Below are 16,675 nucleotides of genomic sequence, written 5' to 3'. Positions count from 1 at the left end.
CGCGCCTTCCGGTTTTCCCGGGGCGCGGCCCTTGTGTGCGTGGCAGCTAATTTTAGAAGTTTGCTGCCGCCCATTCCGTAGAAGCACGGACGAACATCAGTAGGAAGATGACTACTGCGGCGCTTACCAAAGTGACTGCGCCAAGTAGCGGCGCTCCACCGCTAAACATCTGGAAGGAGCTCGCTGCCAAGATGAGCTCGACTAGGATAATGGCTCCCCTACCCCAGCGCTTACCCTTGACCATGGCCCAAGCACCGACGATGACAAAACCAAAGACAATAAAGATAAATAGTGCGGTGCCTAGCCCCACAAAGCTTCCGGAGCCCGAGTCCGACACTATGGAACCATTTTCTGCGCCGGTCACCTCGCGCACGATCAGGAAGATACCGAAGCAGATGACGGCGATGGACTGAACCACGGCGAGCGCAGCGGCCACGAGGACCGGCTGTGGCGCGCCCTGCTGGGTCTTCACCTCACGCGCCGGCTGCGCCGAGGCCGCTCTTTGCTTTTTGTTTACCTGCTTTTTCTTCTGCTTAGACACAAACCCACAGTCTACTCACCGGTCAACGCCATTTCCTTGTGCGCCACTCAGGTTTCGCGGGGGCAGGGGTTAGCCGGGTAGATTTGACGCTTCCTCAGTCACCGCACTCAATGATTTTTGGACAATACGCCAGTTCAGCGCGTTTCTCACAGGCTTCTTTCAACTCATACGTCGCGCTAAATGACCCCCACACTAGTTTCATTCACGTGAGGTTGACCACAATTTCGCCTCTACCCCTAGCGGAGCCTGAGTAAACATGTCATGATTCTGGGGTAGCAAAAAGAAAGAGGATGTAAACCTCTTCTTAACTTGAAGGAAACTTCAAGTAACCACAATGTGAACCATTGGCGGCGGCGACGCTGGCCCGACCTCGAGACCGGGCCCCACTGCACGCAGACCAGTTCACACAACCACCCACCCTTGGCATTGGTTGCTTTTCATTTGCATGAAAAGTGCTGGTGCTTACTGCTGTCGAATTTTTGTTAGGAGATATCAATCATGGATTGGCGCCACGAAGCTGTTTGCCGCGACGAAGACCCCGAGCTGTTCTTCCCAGTAGGCAATTCTGGTCCTGCACTTACCCAAATCGCTAAGGCCAAGCTGGTCTGCAACCGCTGCCCTGTTGCCTCTTCCTGCCTGAAGTGGGCGCTGGAATCCGGCCTGGACGCCGGTGTCTGGGGCGGCCTGTCTGAAGAGGAGCGCCGCGCCCTCAAGCGTCGCCGTAACCGCGGCCGTGGCCGCGCCCGCGTTTCCGCTTAAGAACCGGCCCCCAATTTTCGTTTCGGCGCCCTTAGCCGCTACAGTTGAATAAAGTTCAGATACCCTCAACGAAGGAGTGCGCAATGAGCAAGCGTGGTCGCAAGCGCAAGGATCGCCGCAAGAAGTCCGCTAATCACGGCAAGCGTCCTGGCGCATAACGCACAGCATTACTCAAAGCCCGGTTCTCTCGGTCACCTCGACCGTAGAACCGGGCTTTTGCTATGTCAGACGCAAATCGATGTCGTCTCCTAACTCCCCGCTTGACCTCTCCGTGCCTTAAGTCCAATGTGATCGGGCCGAATTGAACGCATTGGGGTCTCAATTCGGCCCTTCCGCCCTCAATTCAGCCCGATCAGTATGGACTCAAGCAAAAAGTTGGAAGATCATGAGACCAGACCCCACCACAGCGGGTGAGCAACAGTGCCTACCACGCCGTGTCGATGCGGGTGATCTCTACAGAAATGCGGCGGCGCAGTGCCTGCGGCGCCTTGGCCTGGCGGTTACAGCAGTTGCGCACCAGGGAGCGGATAATCTCCTCGCTCTCGAGGCGCTGCTGACAGAAATCGCACTGGGCGATGTGCTCGCGGATAGCGAGTGCGCGGGCATAGGTGGTCGATTCATCGAGAAGCTCGCACAGGAGGGCCTGTACCTCTGGGGAGCTACACGCACCACAGTTGTGTTCCGTTGCGCGGTCCATTACTTCTCCTCCATGTCTGGGTGTTCTAATCCAATGCCTTGTTCTCGTGCCACGTCTTTCAACGCTTTCCGGAGCAATTTTCTTCCCCGGTGCAACCGGGACATCACCGTGCCCAGCGGAGTATCCATGATTTCTGCAATTTCTTTATACGCCAAGCCCTCTACATCCGCGTAGTACACCACCATCCGGTAGTCATCGGGCAGGTCATTCATGGCCTCTGAAATGGTGGCGTTTGGCATGTCCTTAAGCGCAGCTACCTCGGCGGATTCCAGGCCAGTGGAATCGTGTCCCGCAGTGGTATAGAGCTGAAAATCGCTCAGGTCATCGGCCGAGGACTCCGTGGGCCGGCGCTTCGCCTTGCGGTAGGAGTTGATGTAGTTATTGGTCATGATGCGATACAGCCAAGCCTTAAGGTTTGTACCTTGCTTGAAGGAACGAAAGGACTTATAGGCCTTGAGGTAGGTCTCCTGCACGAGGTCCTCAGCATCTTGCGGGTTGCGCGTCATGCGCAGGGCACCGCCGTAGAGCTGGTCTAGCAGGGGCAGCGCTTCCGCTTCGAAGCGGCGCTGCAGCTCCTTTTCGCTGATTGTTTCTTTAGACACAATTTCTATCCTAACGCGTAACGTTAGAATCCCAGTCATGTCTAAAAAGTCCCCGCATGCAGCCACCCCAGCGCTCAAAGTCGTGGAAGACGCCGGCGTAGACCACCATGTGTACACCTTTGAGGCGGGCAAGGAGCACTTCGGCGATCACGCCGCGGCGGCCCTCGAGGTAGAGCCGGAACGCGTACTCAAAACCCTGGTCATCGATTTAACGGCAGGCAAAGGACCCAAGCGGAAGTTGGCGGTGTGCGTAATCCCTACCACCCACCACCTGAGCCTCAAGAAAGCCGCGGCCGCCCACGGCGTTTCTAAGGCCGCCATGGCGGATCCGCACGACGCGTCCAAGTCATCCGGATATATTCCCGGCGGCATTTCCCCGCTGGGCCAGAAGAACGCGCTGCCCACGGTCATTGAGGAAACCGCCGTGCTTTTCGATACCGTCTTTATTTCCGGCGGGCGCCGCGGGCTGGATATCGAGCTCAATGCGGAAGATCTTGCAAAGCTGTGCTCTGCCAGCTTTGCCGATCTACTCGCCGAGTAGCTCCGGATAATCGTTGGATACGCTGCCCACAGCCTTGTCGGCGGGGTGGGTGTGGAAGCCACGCAGGGGCGTCGGCAAGAGCAGCTCAGCGGCTTCTTCGGGGCTACCCTCCAGCCAGGTACGCATTTCTTCGGCCGCCAAGAAGCGTGGCAGGCGGTGGTGCAGCCACTCCATTTCTTCCGTAGCTGCAGTGGTGACAATCGTGGCAGACAGGCGGTCTAGGCCGGTGTCCCACAGGCCTGCCGCCCACAACAGGCCCTCTTCCGCGCGGACGAAATAGGGCTGCTTGCCGCCTGCTTCCTGGTGCCATTCGTAGTAGCCGTTCATGGGGATAAGGCAGCGCTGCCCTTTAAAGGCATGCCGGAAGGAGGGTTTGGTGGCCACCGTTTCCGCCCGGGCGTTAAACAGCGGCGGGCCGTCCAAGTCCTTCTTCCAGTGCGGCAGCAGTGCCCACCGCGCAGGGTCGACTTGGGCGAGACTTTCGCGCACGCGCACCATCGCCACCGGCTGGGTGGGCGCAATATTGTAGCGCGGGCCTGGGGTGCCTTGTGGGGCATGGACCTCAGTAATTCCGGGCAGCGCGCCCACTTCATCGAGAAGGGACTCGGTAAAAAGAACGAATCTTCCGCACATGCCCTCTATTATGGACGATATGTCTCAACCTTGGTCCGCCCCGCAAGCGGCAGGCCCCATTACGTGGGCCCAGCACGTGCCGGGCTCGAAGTCTATTACCAACCGCGCTTTCATTCTGGCGGCGTTGGCCGATGGCCCTTCTACCCTGCGCGCGCCGCTCGTCTCACGCGATTCGCAGCTGATGGAAAAGGCCCTAGAATCTATGGGCGTGCGCTTCGAGCACGAGGGCGAGGATATCCACGTCACCCCAGGCCCGCTTAAGGGTGCCACGGTGGACTGCGGCCTGGCCGGCACGGTCATGCGCTTTATCCCGCCGGTTGCGGCCCTAGCGGATGGCGCCGTGCTTGTCGACGGCGACGAGCAGGCCTACGCCCGCCCCATGTCCACCACCCTGGATGCACTGCGCCAGCTCGGCGTCGAGGTGGACGGCGATAGCCTGCCTTTTAGCGTGCGCTCGCACAGAGTGCCGGAAGGCGGCGAGGTCACTATCGACGCCTCTGGATCCTCGCAGTTCGTCTCCGGACTCCTGCTGGCCGGTGCGCGCTTTAAAAGAGGCATTACCGTCACCCACAAAGGCGCTCCCCTGCCCTCCATGCCGCACGTGGAGATGACCGTAGGCATGCTACGCCAAGCCGGCGTACGCGTGGATTCCGGCGAGAATACCTGGACCGTGCACCCCGGTCCGATCGCAGGCCGAGAGTGGACCATCGAGCCGGATCTATCCAATGCCACGCCCTTCCTTGCCGCCGCTGCCGTCACCGGCGGCCGCGTGACCATCAAACGCTGGCCTGCCAATACCACCCAGCCGGGCGACGCCATTCGCCATATTTTGGTGGATATGGGCGTCATGGTCACCCAAGAGCCGGGCTTTGTCACTGCCAAGGGCGCCAAAGACGGCGCGCTGCAGGGCATCGAGCGCAACATGGGCGATACTGGCGAGCTCACCCCTACCGTCGCGGCGTTGTGCGCCCTAGCAGACACTCCCTCTACCCTTACCGGCATAGCGCACCTGCGCGGCCACGAGACCGACCGTTTGAAGGCGCTGGCGGATAATATCAACGCCCTCGGTGGCAAGGTCACCGAGCTTACCGACGGCCTACACATCGACCCCGCCCCTCTCCACGGCGGAGAGTGGCCGTGCTACGCGGATCACCGCATGGCCACCGCGGGCGCGATTATCGGCCTGCGGGTACCGGGCGTAGAGGTAGAAGACATTGCCACCACCGCGAAGACCCTGCCCGGCTTCGACCGCATGTGGGAGACAATGGTGGACCCCGAGCAACAGGAGAGCAATGGCTAGGCGTTTCGGCTCTTTCGATGAATCCGACGTGCGCGTGCGCCCCGGCAAGGGCTCACGGCCGCGCACTAAGGACCGCCCCAAGCACAAAAATGCTAAGTTCGGCATGGTCATCACCAAGGACCGCGGGCGCTGGGGCGTAGCACTAGACGACGGCCCGCGGGTCACCGCCATGCGCGCCCGCGAGCTGGGACGCACCGCCATCGAGGTGGGCGACCGCGTGGGCGTGGTGGGCGATACCTCCGGCAAGAAGGACACCCTAGCGCGCATTGTGAAGCTGGAAGAGCGCACCTCGGTCCTCCGGCGCACGGCCGATGACACCGACCCTTATGAGCGCATCGTGGTGGCGAATGCGGACCAGATGCTCATCGTCACCGCCGTGGCCGATCCGCCGCCGCGCTCTGGGTTTGTCGAGCGCGCCCTCATTGCCGCGTTTGTGGGCAATATCCACCCCATCCTGTGCCTGACCAAAACCGATCTCACGGATCCTGCCCCCTTCGCGGCCGAGTTCGCCGATCTCGATGTCACGGTGGTGGAAGCCGGCGTCGAGGACGGACTTGAGGCGGTGCGCCACCACATCGACGGCCACGTCACCGCGCTCATCGGACATTCCGGCGTGGGTAAATCCACCCTGGTCAACCGACTGGTACCGGATGCGGATAGGGAGACGGGGGAAGTATCGGGCGTCGGCAAGGGCAGGCACACCTCCACCCAATCGGTGGCGCTCCCGCTCCCCGCCGAGGATGCATTCACCGGCGGCTGGATTATCGATACTCCAGGCATCCGTTCCTTTGGCCTCGCACACGTGGATGCCGATGACGTGCTAGGCGTCTTTGAAGACCTTGCCGCAGCCATCGAGGACTGCCCCCGCGGTTGTACGCACATGGGCCCGCCTGCGGATCCAGAATGCGGCCTCGATGACCCTGCGCTTATCCCCCCTGATACCGCCAGTGCGCGGCGGCGCGATGCGGTGCGCGGCCTACTCGAGGCCCTGCGCACCAACGTGGAGTGGGAAAATTAGAATTGGAAGCCGGTATCGGCCATAACACCCAAAATGCCATCCACGATGCCGAAGATTACATCGAGAATCTGGCCCCAGGTGCCCTGGGACGAGGTCTCTAGCAGCGCCAGCCACGGGGTGGTGGGTACGACGTCGGCAGCCGCATCCGCAGCTGGGGTGGTTTCTGCCAGGGCTGCCGGCGCGGCACTGAGGGCTGCGCCTGCGGTAACGGTGGCCGCAGCGAGGTTCTTGAAGCGCTGAGTCATGTTGTCTCCTTGAGTATCTTCCTTAAGTATTTAGAGCAGTTCTACGAGGAACGGCAGCTCGGTGGGGTGATAAAAGGCCATGAACTTATCCAGGGCATCGCCCACGGCTAGCTCCGCGTCCTCATCGCCAAGGTCTGCGGTATCGATAGCCTCGATGGCCTTTGCGGTGGTTTCCTCGGACTCTGCAATATCCACGTGGATGGCCGCTAGGTCGTCCTTGCTAATCTGCGCCGGCTTGAGCTCTACCACCGGCTCGCCCATATCCGAGCGCGGGGTGAGGACAGAATCATCCAGGTCTACTGAGATGACCACGCGGCGGTGCGGGAACTTCTCTTCATCGCCGATGGCCAAAAGGCGCATGGAAGCCATAGAGGCCTCGAGGAAAGCTGAGTAGGCGATTTCTTCTTCATCGCCCTCGGTATAGAACTCCTGCAGTGCAGGGGTCACCATAAAGCCCCAGCCGGAGCGCGCGGTCAGGGAGCCGGTTTCCTCCAGCTCCGCCAGCATGGCGTAGGTCGCGGGGATATAAACGCGGGCTTTAGCCACTAAAACTCACCTTCAATATCGAAGACTGCCTGGATTTCAACGGACACGCGGTCAAAGCTGGTGTACAAAAAGCCGACCATGCCGGATTCCACGGCGGCGCGCACGTTGAGGATGGAATCATCGATCATGACGCAGTCATTGAGCGGCAGCTCTAGGGCATCCGCGGCCGCTTGGAATGCCGCGGCCTCAGGCTTTTCCGCACCAACCTCTCCGGAAAGAACGACTGCGTCGACGTTGCCGCGGTACTCCCACTCGCGGATGTGCTCCGCGCCTGGTCCGCCTGGGTCGTTGGACAGGATGGCGGTTGCTGCGCCATTTGCCTTGGCGGCGGCCAGCAGCGCCTTCCAGCGGCGGTTGTCTTCTTCGGTGCCGTCAAGGACGCCGACATAGTCAACGATTAGACCACGCATGTACTTAAATCCTTTGGTTACGATTCTCTTTAACTCCCCGAGAGTATAGCGAACCGCGCGCGCATTCGCGCCCACCCCTTTCAGGAAACCCTCAGAAATGGCGGGGTTGGGGCGGGCATGAGACAATTATCACGCGTCCGCCTCCTGCCCTTATACAGGAGCACTACTTCCCCACCATGTACGAGCCCATCCCCGGCTACTCGCACCTCAAACTCTTCATTGCGCCCCACCGCGTGCGCTATGGCCGCTTGCCGACGTCCGCGGAAGTCGCCGCCCAACACCGCATCCAAGGCTGGGTAGTCTTCGCGCTCGAGGTAGCCGCCGGCTATCGCCCGCTAGCCCATCTCAATTCCGCGCGCTATTCGGATGCCATCCGCTTGCACATTGGCTCGTGGGTCCGCCGGCGCACAAGCCCCTACGCCACGGACAAACTGCAATTGACCAGCCTGCACGCGCGTCCCAATGGCGAGTACTTTGGCTCCGCCTACATAGGCCAGCAGCAGCATGCATTTACTGGCTCGGCGAGCCCCACCGGTTTAACGTCATTCCGCTTGCTCTAGCCCAGTGGGCTGGGCTTGGCGCCTAGGAAAAGAACTGACCCAGGTGAGAAAGGATTTCGGACCAGTTGAGCGCGGACCATCCGAATCCGGCCGCGCTGGTCAGCGCCGCTAAACCAGTGGCTAGGAGGCCGCCTTCAAAGGCGGATAGACCGGAAGGCTCGTTCGCCGTCGCATCCGTGGACACGGTTCCCACAGCATGGTGCGACGCGGCGGCCTGCTCCAGGGGCGCATTGACCTGCTTGGTAATGGTGACAATATCGCGCAGCGCCGCCGCATAGGCCGGAAACTCATCTGGGAAGGCGGAGCCTGTCTCCCCGATGTCCGGCAGCTGGGCACCTCGAGAGGGCGTTGCGTTGCCGGTAGAGGTTCGCGGCAAGTCCTTGGTAAACTCGCCCAGCTCGGCGCGAATCACCGCTTGGGCATAATTGGCGCCCAGCATGTCGAGGTAATCCAGTACTGCCGCTTCGGTGTACTGCTTGCCGTCTAGGGATTCCGTCCGCTCCTCTGGCTCCCACGGGAAATCCAGCGGCGTGGAATAAATATTGCCATCGGTGCGCGCTGTATTGAGCCGGGCCTTGCCAAAGTAGTACTCGAAGGCAGCATCCGCCTTATCCTGGGACAAAATTCCATCGGCCACCAATGCTTCCTTGCGCTGGGTAGCAATGGCCAGGATGGCCGCGGCTGCGTTATCCTGCTCAATTTTTTCGCCCGACTCCAAAATGATGCGCAACGAGGTGGCAGAATCACGCTGCATCTCATAGGCCACGGCCGGCGTGGCGCCACCGAGCAAGGTGGCGGACAGGAGCGTCGTAATACCGAGACGCAAAGAGCGGCGGCGCATCGTCAGTGGAGCTCCTCACAGGAAATAAGCAGAATGGACAGGTTTCTTATATTCTACTCATTTTTTCCTGAAAAGAAACCCGCCCCGCTCCCACTATCACGAGCGGGGGCGGGGCGGGGTTGGAGGAAGTACGCGGAGGTCTAGGCCTCTACGGTGCCCTCACCGTTGCCGGAAGCGGTAGCCGCGGATTCGCCGGCCTGCTCCTCTTCCTGCTGCTTGAACTGCTTGCGCAGCATAAACAGCTGGCGGACGGTCTCTTCCTTCACGCCATCGTTCATAGCGTTGAACATCTCGCCGCCCTCCTTCTGGTACTCCACCAGCGGGTCGCGCTGCGCCATCGCGCGCAGGCCGATGCCCTCCTTGAGGTAGTCCATCTCATAGAGGTGCTCGCGCCACTTCTGGTCAATAATCGGCAGGATGACCATGCGCTCGGTATTGCGCATCTGCTGCTCGCCGCCAATAGCGGTCACAGACTCTTCAAGCTTGTCGTACTCATTATTGGCGTCCTGTACCAAGGCGTCGCGAAGCTGCTCGGCAGAAAGCTCGCCCGGGGAACCATATTCGGAGCCTTCCACCAGTTCCTCATGGGAAATGGTGGGGCCGTAGAGGGAATCCAACGCATTCCACAGCGCGTCCAAATCCCAGTCTTCCACGTAGCCGGTGGCGGTAGCGCCAGCGACATAAGCGGACACGGTGTCATCGATCATGCCGCGAATATTGTCCTGAATATCGCCGGCATCCAGAATGTCGTGGCGGGTAGCGTAGACCACCTTGCGCTGCTCGTTGAGCACCTCGTCGTACTTAAGGACGTTTTTACGCATCTCAAAGTTCTGGTTCTCCACCTGCGCTTGGGCGCCCTTGATGGAGTTGGAGACCATCTTGGCCTCGATGGGGACATCGTCCGGAACATTGAGACGGTTCATCATGTTCTCCATGGACTGGCCCACGAAGCGCACCATCAATTCATCGCGCATGGACAGGTAGAAGCGGGTCTCACCCGGGTCACCCTGGCGGCCGGTACGACCACGCAGCTGGTTATCAATGCGGCGGGACTCGTGACGCTCGGTACCCAGGACGTAGAGGCCGCCGGCCTCGCGCACCTGGTCACCCAGCTTCTTGGAGCGCTCCCTCTCGGAGTCGATTTCTGCTTCCCAGGCCTCCTGGTACTTCTCTTCATCCTCGAATGGATCGAGGCCGCGCTCGCGCAGCTTCTCATCGAGGATGACCTCGGGGTTGCCACCGAGCACGATATCGGTACCACGGCCGGCCATATTGGTAGCCACGGTGACGGTGCCGGGGCGGCCCGCACGGGCGATGATCTGGCCCTCTTCCTCATGGTGCTTAGCATTGAGCACGTTGTGCTTGATGCCGCGCTTAGACAACAGCTGGGACAGGTACTCGGAGCGCTCCACGGAGGTGGTACCAACCAGAACCGGCTGGCCGGACTCGACGTGCTCGGCAATGTCGTCCACCACGGCGGCGAACTTAGCTTCCTGCGTCTTGTAGATGCGGTCAGAGTGATCGGCACGCTGATTCGGCTTATTGGTAGGAATCGGCACCACATCCAGGTCATAGATGGAGTGCAGCTCGGCAGCCTCGGTTTCTGCCGTACCGGTCATGCCGGAGATCTTCTCGTACAGGCGGAAGTAGTTCTGCAGGGTAACAGTAGCCAGGGTCTGGTTCTCGTTTTTGATCTCCACCTGCTCCTTGGCCTCAATGGCCTGGTGCATACCCTCGTTGTAGCGGCGGCCGGCCAGCACACGGCCGGTGAAGCCGTCCACGATCATGACTTCGCCATTGCGAACGATGTAGTCCTTGTCGCGGGTGAACAGCTCCTTGGCCTTCAGGGCGTTGTTCAGGTAGGACACCAGCTGGGAGTGCTCGGGAGCGTAGAGGTTATCGATGCCGAGCTGATCCTCGACGTATTCCACGCCCTCTTCCAGCACGCCGATGGTGCGCTTCTTGTGGTCCACCTCGTAGTGGATACCCTCGCGCATGCGCGGGGCCAGCTGAGCGAAGACGCTGTAGAACTGGGAGGAACCATCTACCGGGCCGGAGATGATGAGCGGGGTACGGGCTTCATCGATAAGGATCGAGTCAACCTCGTCCACGATGCAGAAGTTATGGCCGCGCTGCACCACATCATTGAGGGAACGGACCATGTTATCGCGCAGGTAGTCAAAGCCCAGCTCATTATTGGTGCCGTAGGTAATGTCGCAATCGTAGGCAGCCTTACGCTCTGGCGGGCGCATCTCCGACAGGATGACGCCCACGGACAGACCAAGCCAGCGGTGGACACGGCCCATCATCTCGGCGTCGCGCTTTGCCAAGTAATCGTTAACGGTCACGATGTGGACGCCCTTGCCATCAAGGGCATTGAGGTAGGCCGGCAGCAGCGAGGTCAGGGTCTTGCCCTCACCGGTGCGCATCTCGGCGACGTTGCCGAAGTGCAGGGCCGCACCGCCCATGATCTGCACGCGGTAGTGCTTCTGATCGAGGACGCGCCAGGCAGCCTCACGGACGGTGGCAAAGGCATCAAGCAAGATGTCATTCATCTCTTCGCCGTCTCGCAGGCGAGTCTTAAACTCGTCGGTCTTTGCCTTAAGCTCGTCGTCCGAAAGCTCCGCGTACTTATCCTCAAGGGCAATTACATCGTCTGCCATTTTGCCCAGGCGCTTGACCGTACGGCCCTCGCCCGCGCGCAGCAGCTTGGAAAGTCCAAACACGGTTAGTTAGTCCTTCTAGTCGCGACAATAAAGTTAACTCGTCGCTATTGTACTCACTCGCTTTCACAAAGCATCTCCCGCCTAGCACATAGGGCAGGCGCACAGCCTCCGTTCAGCCTGTATATCCCCCGGAACCTGCTTGCCGGCACCCCTCCCCTAACCACAAATTCGACCCTGCTGCATACACGCAGCAGGGTCATTGGCTAAGAGAAGTAGAAGCTTCTTTAAGCTTCAGCGTCTTCCGATAGGGAGATAATGCCGTAGTCGTAGGCGTGGCGGCGATAGACCACGGACGGCTTATTGTTCTCCTCATTAATAAAGAGGAAGAAGTCGTGGCCCACCAGCTCCATCTCGCTCAAGGCATCATCCACGCTCATCGGGGTAGCCGGGTGCTCCTTGGTACGCACGATCTGGCCTGGTCGAACGTCCTCCACTGTCTCAGCATAGGGGTCAACGTAGCGCTCTTCCTTGGCGCGCTCAGCCTCGGCCTGCGCAACCATCTCAGCGGCAATCTCGCCGGTACCCTTCTGCGCGCGGTGACCGCTCTTGACGTTTTCGCGGCGCACCTTCACCTTGCGCAGGGAGCGCTCCATCTTGCCCAAGGCGGTTTCGAGCGCTGCGTAGAAGGAATCTTCCTTGGCTTCGGCGCGGGCAATGTGACCCTTACCGGTAGCGGTGATCTGAATTCGCTCCGCTTCGGAGTCACGGCGCGGGTTTGGTTCGTGCTGTAGCTCCACGTGGAAGAAGGTCAGGGTGGGGTCAAGGCGTTCAATCTTGGCCAGCTTGTCATTAACTCGCTCCTGGAAGTGTTCGGGGACCTCGACGTTGCGGCCCGTAATCGTTACCTGAGCTTTGTTTGGCTGGGACATTGAGATGCCTCCCTTGAGTAGTGGGACTAGAATCAATCACAGTAACTATCTCTCTGTGATACTCCTCATGATAGCACTGGTTATGACCTGAGAGGGAGGATTTTCAGTCCGCTCCCCCACCTCGAGGGTAGGTACCGGCCCTATCTAGGCATCCGCAAAGACCAATGCCCCGCAGACTTCTACACCCGCGGCCTGCAGGGCGGCGATGCTCGCGGCGAGGGTGGCCCCGGTGGTAATGACGTCGTCGGCAAGCAATGCAGGGACCTGCGCAATTGGGGCGCGCACGCGGACTCGGCCCTGCAGGTTTGCCCACCTATCCTGGGCATTGAGCTCGGACTGGTCCGCGGTGGACTGGCCCATAGTAAGCGCCGCGCACACGCCCACGCGCTGGTGCTGCGCCGCGGCATGACACACAGCGGCCACCGGATCGCCCCCGCGTGCCCGCGCCGAACGCGGCCGAGTAGGTGCGGGCACGAGGGTGAACTCGCGCGGGATATCGCCGCGGGCTCTCAGATGAGCCAGCCCGGCCGCGAAGACGGCGCCCACATACTCGCGAACCGGACGATTGCCTCGCTCCTTCATGCCAATAATGATGCGGCGGCGAATATCGGAATAGGGACCGAGGGCATAGACAGGCGCGCCCAGCGGCCGGGGTCGTGCGACCATGTAGGGCGGCTGCCGCAAGTGATCTCTGCACTGTGGGCACAAAACCTCACCCGGCGCGCCGCAGCCAGCGCAGGCACGCGGAAAAATAAGCTCCCCCAAGCTCATACTCGCCTCTCCCCAGCCGCGCAGGCCCTCTGGCGGCTAATTAGAAACGATAGGGGAAGAACGCCGACCCTGCAGGCCGGAGACCTCGCGCCAGTTGGTTTCGTCCATGACGGTGGAAGGAAGCTCAAGCATGGCGTGCGAATCAGTAATAAAGAGCTTGGTAGGCGAGGTTGCCACGGCCACCACAGGGGCGGTGATATTGCCGGTAGGCATGGTCGAAGCCGAGGAACCATCCTGCTCGATGCGCCATACGGGCGACTGGCTCGAGGAAGTGCCAACGATGAGCGAGCCATCCGCATTCCAGTCCAGCGAAAGTGCCGAGCCGGATACCTCGGGACCTACCTCGCGGGCGTTGACGATGCGCTTATCACCGCTGCTGGATTGAGCAACGGCCGCGATATACACGTGGCCATCAATAATCATGGCCACACGCGCACCGCTATGGGACAAGCGAATGACGGAGATTTCGCCCTCAATATCGTCGATGCTGCGGGCATCCACCTCGGATTCGGAGATGCGGCCGGTGGTCTTGGAGCGCACCACGCGCACGATGCGATCGCCATCGACCACGGTCCAGGCGGCTTGCCCGTTGTACTCGAAGGTCGGCCGTGCCAGTGTGGGGCCCTCCACCGAATCCTGCAGTTGGCCGTCAAGCTCGCCTATCTGCAGCGAGAAGTCATTATTGGATTTGCGGCGCACTGCCGCAACGAGACCGCTATCGGCAACATCTACGGATTGCACGTCACCGCTGCTGCCCAGCGTGGATTTCACGTGCTCAGCCACACCATCGTCCACCTCGAGCAGGTTACCCTCATTAAGGGCGTAGAGCTTAGACAAAGAGGTGCTGCTTTCCTCCGGGTTATAGTCCGCGAAGTCATCCACGCTGAGGCTATCCATGCCCTCCACCAAGTCACCGCCATCGGCTTTGACCTTAAAGGGGCCGGTATGGCCGGCTTCCGTGAGCGTCCACACTAGCTGGGCTGCAAAGAGGGTGCGATCTTGGGCGTCTAGGTCAGCAAGGCCCTCGAATTGGTAGCCCTGTTCGCGATCGTAGCCGGCGAAGGTGACATTCTCCCCCGCTGCCCGGCGGGTAGCGGGAGCAATGCTAGATGAAGGTCCCTCCATCAACAGCGTAAGGAGCGTCGACTCCGATTGTTCGCCGCCCTTGTACAGCCAGCGGCGGTCTGGAACCAGCACATCGTTGCTCTGCTTAAAGAAGTACAGCGATTGTGGGGTGTAGTGATTGCGCATTTCATTGCGCTCCATTACTACCCCTGCCGGCAAGCCATCGACGCGCCACCTATCGTCTTGCTTCTTCATGTAGATGACGGCCTCGTAGCCCTCATTTTCCGGCACGTACGCACCGCCGGATTTAAGGCGGCCGATGATGGTGCCGCGCACCGTGAAGGCGCGCTCATTATCCCTCGAGCTTTGCTTACTAGCGGGCGCGGTAACGATGTCCAGGCTATCGACCACCATCACATCGCCGCTGGCGTCCCAGGCTTCCCGGGCGTTATCCGTCAGAAAGCCGCGCGCGACCTCATGGTCGTTTCCCGGCACGGCGGAAGCCTGGTAGAAATCGCGCAATGTCAAGTCCGGGTCATCGCCGGGTTGCGGTGCAATGACTTCTTCCGGGCCATCCGGTTGCTGCTGGTAGGTACCGACTACTTGCGGACCTGTGTTATTCGGCAGGGTGGAACAACCGCTGACAAAAAGCACGGCCGCTGCGGTGCCAACAACTGCGGTCTTGCGATACTTCGCTCTCAACACGCTTATTTCCTCCTGCCCTCAAAGTCCGGGGCCTTATAGGCGCGCCTGTCCGGGGCGGCCGCGCCGCGGTTAAGTTCGCGTTCCGAAGGCCAGAGGATGCCATCGCCCTCCGTCTCACCATCAGTGCCCCTGTCACTCTTCTCGACGTGCGGCGAGCTCATGCCCGATGAAATAGCCGGCGTTGCAGAGGCAGGCCCAGCGTCCGGCTCGGCGGCGCCAGTATCCTGTGCTTCTGTAGCTTCAGCATCGGGTTCTGGTCGAGATTCCGGCAGCTCACTACCATCCGCAGTGCTGGTGACGGGTGCGCCGGGAATCTCCACAGCGATAGGAGCCTCGCCCACCTCGGTATTCGGGGTGCGTGGAATAATGAGGCGGAAGCGAGAACCAAATCCCTCGTAGCCGGTGGCATCTAGCGTGCCGCCGTGCAAAACGGCATCCTCGCGGGCGATAGCCAGGCCCAAACCGGTGCCGCCAGAATGGCGTTTGCGGGAGGAATCCGCACGCCAGAAGCGGTTGAATACCAGCTCTTCCTGGCCAGGTTTTAAGCCCACGCCGTGGTCCGTAACGGTAACGCCCACCGCAGTGTCCGTGGCTGCGACGTCCACCGCCACTGGATTGCCCTCCGAGTGGTCAATGGCATTGGCCAGAAGGTTGCGCAAGATGCGCTCAAGGCGGCGGGAATCGGCCTCGACTCCGATGCGCTCCTCCGGCAGGTTGAGCTGGACCTCCACGTCAAGCTCGCGGGCCAAATGCTCCACCTGCCCGTAGGCGGCCTCCACACACGAGCGCAGATCAATGGCTGCCGTAGACAAATCCGCCACACCGGCATCGTGGCGAGAAATCTCCAGCAAGTCCGCGAGCAATTCCTCGAAGCGGTCGAGTTCGCTCGACATCAAGCGGGAAGCGCGCTGGGCGCCGTACGGCAGGCTATCGCTCTCAGCCTCAATCATGTCCGCGGCCATGCGCACGGTGGTCAATGGGGTGCGCAGCTCATGGGAGACGTCAGAAGTAAACTGCCGCTGCAAATCGCCGTACTCCTCCAGCTGCGCAATTTGGGAGGACAGCTTATCGGCCATGTTATTGAAGGACGCGGCCAAGCGACCCATTTCATCATCGCTATCGACGGCCATGCGCTCCTTCAAATGCCCCGCCGCCAAGCGCTGTGCAATTCGAGAGGCCGAGCGAATCGGCGTAATAACCTGCTGGGTGGCCAGCCAGGCAATGCCCACCAGCAACACCACGACCACTACGCCGGCCGCTGAGAGCAGGCCGCGCATCAACGCCATGGTGGATTCTTCCGATTCCATGGACAGCGCCAGGTAGACCTGGGTATGGGGAATATCGGTATCGGTAGGCGTGCCTACGAGCAGGGCGTTGTAGTATTCGCCATTTTCGCGCGGCGCCGGGACATACTGCTGCGCAATCTGGCCTTGATCCACCATCTCCCGCAGCTGATCCGGCACCGGGAAATCCTCGGGCGAAGTGGTAACAGAGCCATCCTGGTTTTCCACCACGATGACTGGCTCATAAACCGTCTGGGTATCGCCCGGCTGGGCGGAGAGCTGGCCCAACGCAGCACGCGCAGAGTTAATACGTACCTGGACGGAGTTAGCAGAACTGGTGGCATCGATCTGCTGTTCCACGGCCGTGCGGGCGCGCTCCAGCTCCTGTTGGGCCACGTCTTCTTTCTGGCTGACCAGGCGCTGGGTGAGCACGGACACCAACGCATAGGCCAAGATGATCATGACCACCGAGGAAGCGACCAAGATCATGCCAATGACGCGCGCCTGCAAAGAGGTGCGCCACGTTGTAATGAAGGCGTCTCGAATGCGCCTTAGCCGCTCAA

19 protein-coding genes are annotated in these 16,675 nt (G+C 60.7%); 6 read left to right on the top strand and 13 right to left on the bottom strand.

The window, feature by feature from the left end:
- Positions 1 to 52: 52 nt before the first annotated feature.
- On the bottom strand, positions 53 to 541 hold the full coding sequence (locus BJ985_RS11435; protein ID WP_179387527.1) for a hypothetical protein: 489 nt from the start codon (positions 539 to 541) through the stop codon (positions 53 to 55).
- A gap of 498 nt (positions 542 to 1,039) precedes the next feature.
- On the opposite strand from BJ985_RS11435, the gene BJ985_RS11430 reads away from it, so the two are divergent.
- Together BJ985_RS11430 and BJ985_RS11885 are read left to right on the top strand one after the other, a co-directional pair.
- Positions 1,040 to 1,300, top strand: a complete 261-nt coding sequence (locus BJ985_RS11430; RefSeq protein ID WP_005322377.1) for a WhiB family transcriptional regulator — start codon at positions 1,040 to 1,042, stop codon at positions 1,298 to 1,300.
- A gap of 83 nt (positions 1,301 to 1,383) precedes the next feature.
- Complete coding sequence (locus BJ985_RS11885) at positions 1,384 to 1,458, top strand: 50S ribosomal protein bL37 (RefSeq protein WP_100067784.1); 75 nt, start codon at positions 1,384 to 1,386, stop codon at positions 1,456 to 1,458.
- Between the two features lie 266 nt (positions 1,459 to 1,724).
- On the opposite strand, the gene BJ985_RS11425 is transcribed toward BJ985_RS11885, so the two are convergent.
- Together BJ985_RS11425 and BJ985_RS11420 are read right to left on the bottom strand one after the other, a co-directional pair.
- Positions 1,725 to 1,997 (bottom strand): anti-sigma factor, encoded by a 273-nt coding sequence (locus BJ985_RS11425; protein WP_179387526.1) that lies wholly within the window; start codon positions 1,995 to 1,997, stop codon positions 1,725 to 1,727.
- Complete coding sequence (locus BJ985_RS11420; protein WP_308936797.1) at positions 1,997 to 2,599, bottom strand: sigma-70 family RNA polymerase sigma factor; 603 nt, start codon at positions 2,597 to 2,599, stop codon at positions 1,997 to 1,999. Before BJ985_RS11420 ends, BJ985_RS11425 begins: the two co-directional genes overlap by 1 nt.
- Positions 2,600 to 2,636: 37 nt before the next feature.
- Between BJ985_RS11420 and ybaK the strand changes: the two genes are divergently transcribed.
- The gene (gene ybaK, locus BJ985_RS11415; protein WP_179387524.1) at positions 2,637 to 3,140 is read left to right on the top strand and encodes a Cys-tRNA(Pro) deacylase; all 504 of its coding nucleotides are present in this window, start codon (positions 2,637 to 2,639) and stop codon (positions 3,138 to 3,140) included.
- Here ybaK and BJ985_RS11410 read toward each other — a convergent pair.
- Positions 3,126 to 3,773 (bottom strand): SOS response-associated peptidase, encoded by a 648-nt coding sequence (locus BJ985_RS11410; RefSeq protein WP_179387523.1) that lies wholly within the window; start codon positions 3,771 to 3,773, stop codon positions 3,126 to 3,128. The genes ybaK and BJ985_RS11410 overlap by 15 nt on opposite strands.
- Here BJ985_RS11410 and aroA point away from each other — a divergent pair.
- Entirely contained in the window at positions 3,772 to 5,073 is a 1,302-nt protein-coding gene (aroA, locus tag BJ985_RS11405; protein WP_179387522.1) for a 3-phosphoshikimate 1-carboxyvinyltransferase, read from the top strand. The two genes, BJ985_RS11410 and aroA, sit on opposite strands and share 2 nt — an antisense overlap.
- Positions 5,066 to 6,091, top strand: coding sequence for a ribosome small subunit-dependent GTPase A (gene rsgA / locus BJ985_RS11400; protein ID WP_179387521.1), 1,026 nt, complete (start codon positions 5,066 to 5,068; stop codon positions 6,089 to 6,091). Before aroA ends, rsgA begins: the two co-directional genes overlap by 8 nt.
- Here the strand turns inward: rsgA and BJ985_RS11395 are convergent.
- From BJ985_RS11395 to BJ985_RS11385, 3 genes are read right to left on the bottom strand one after another with little or no spacing between them, the layout of a single operon-like run.
- Positions 6,088 to 6,336, bottom strand: a complete 249-nt coding sequence (locus BJ985_RS11395) for a hypothetical protein (protein WP_179387520.1) — start codon at positions 6,334 to 6,336, stop codon at positions 6,088 to 6,090. The genes rsgA and BJ985_RS11395 overlap by 4 nt on opposite strands.
- A gap of 30 nt (positions 6,337 to 6,366) precedes the next feature.
- Positions 6,367 to 6,882, bottom strand: coding sequence for a DUF6912 family protein (locus BJ985_RS11390; RefSeq protein ID WP_373366780.1), 516 nt, complete (start codon positions 6,880 to 6,882; stop codon positions 6,367 to 6,369).
- The gene (locus tag BJ985_RS11385; protein ID WP_179387519.1) at positions 6,882 to 7,292 is read right to left on the bottom strand and encodes an HAD-IA family hydrolase; all 411 of its coding nucleotides are present in this window, start codon (positions 7,290 to 7,292) and stop codon (positions 6,882 to 6,884) included. The genes BJ985_RS11390 and BJ985_RS11385 overlap by 1 nt, the downstream gene beginning before the upstream one ends.
- A gap of 176 nt (positions 7,293 to 7,468) precedes the next feature.
- Between BJ985_RS11385 and BJ985_RS11380 the strand changes: the two genes are divergently transcribed.
- Positions 7,469 to 7,852, top strand: coding sequence for a hypothetical protein (locus BJ985_RS11380; RefSeq protein WP_179387518.1), 384 nt, complete (start codon positions 7,469 to 7,471; stop codon positions 7,850 to 7,852).
- A gap of 22 nt (positions 7,853 to 7,874) precedes the next feature.
- On the opposite strand, the gene BJ985_RS11375 is transcribed toward BJ985_RS11380, so the two are convergent.
- The 6 genes from BJ985_RS11375 to mtrB form a co-directional block, all read right to left on the bottom strand.
- A complete protein-coding gene (locus tag BJ985_RS11375; protein ID WP_179387517.1) occupies positions 7,875 to 8,693 on the bottom strand; it encodes a hypothetical protein in 819 nt (272 codons plus the stop codon).
- Positions 8,694 to 8,833: 140 nt separating this feature from the next.
- Positions 8,834 to 11,419 (bottom strand): preprotein translocase subunit SecA, encoded by a 2,586-nt coding sequence (secA, locus tag BJ985_RS11370; protein WP_179387516.1) that lies wholly within the window; start codon positions 11,417 to 11,419, stop codon positions 8,834 to 8,836.
- A 224-nt stretch (positions 11,420 to 11,643) separates the two neighbouring features.
- Positions 11,644 to 12,288 carry a ribosome hibernation-promoting factor, HPF/YfiA family gene (gene hpf, locus BJ985_RS11365; RefSeq protein ID WP_049378762.1) on the bottom strand — a complete coding sequence of 215 codons (645 nt, stop codon included), beginning with the start codon at positions 12,286 to 12,288 and terminating at the stop codon, positions 11,644 to 11,646.
- A 144-nt stretch (positions 12,289 to 12,432) separates the two neighbouring features.
- Entirely contained in the window at positions 12,433 to 12,954 is a 522-nt protein-coding gene (locus BJ985_RS11360; protein ID WP_236587058.1) for a ComF family protein, read from the bottom strand.
- A 141-nt stretch (positions 12,955 to 13,095) separates the two neighbouring features.
- The gene (lpqB, locus tag BJ985_RS11355) at positions 13,096 to 14,829 is read right to left on the bottom strand and encodes an MtrAB system accessory lipoprotein LpqB (protein ID WP_179387514.1); all 1,734 of its coding nucleotides are present in this window, start codon (positions 14,827 to 14,829) and stop codon (positions 13,096 to 13,098) included.
- Positions 14,830 to 14,831: 2 nt separating this feature from the next.
- A complete protein-coding gene (gene mtrB, locus BJ985_RS11350) occupies positions 14,832 to 16,601 on the bottom strand; it encodes an MtrAB system histidine kinase MtrB (protein ID WP_218840721.1) in 1,770 nt (589 codons plus the stop codon).
- Positions 16,602 to 16,675: the final 74 nt, after the last annotated feature.

This window comes from Corynebacterium tuberculostearicum, from assembly GCF_013408445.1.
Classification (GTDB): domain Bacteria; phylum Actinomycetota; class Actinomycetes; order Mycobacteriales; family Mycobacteriaceae; genus Corynebacterium; species Corynebacterium tuberculostearicum.
This window is presented reverse-complemented; position numbering and strand designations above follow the sequence as displayed.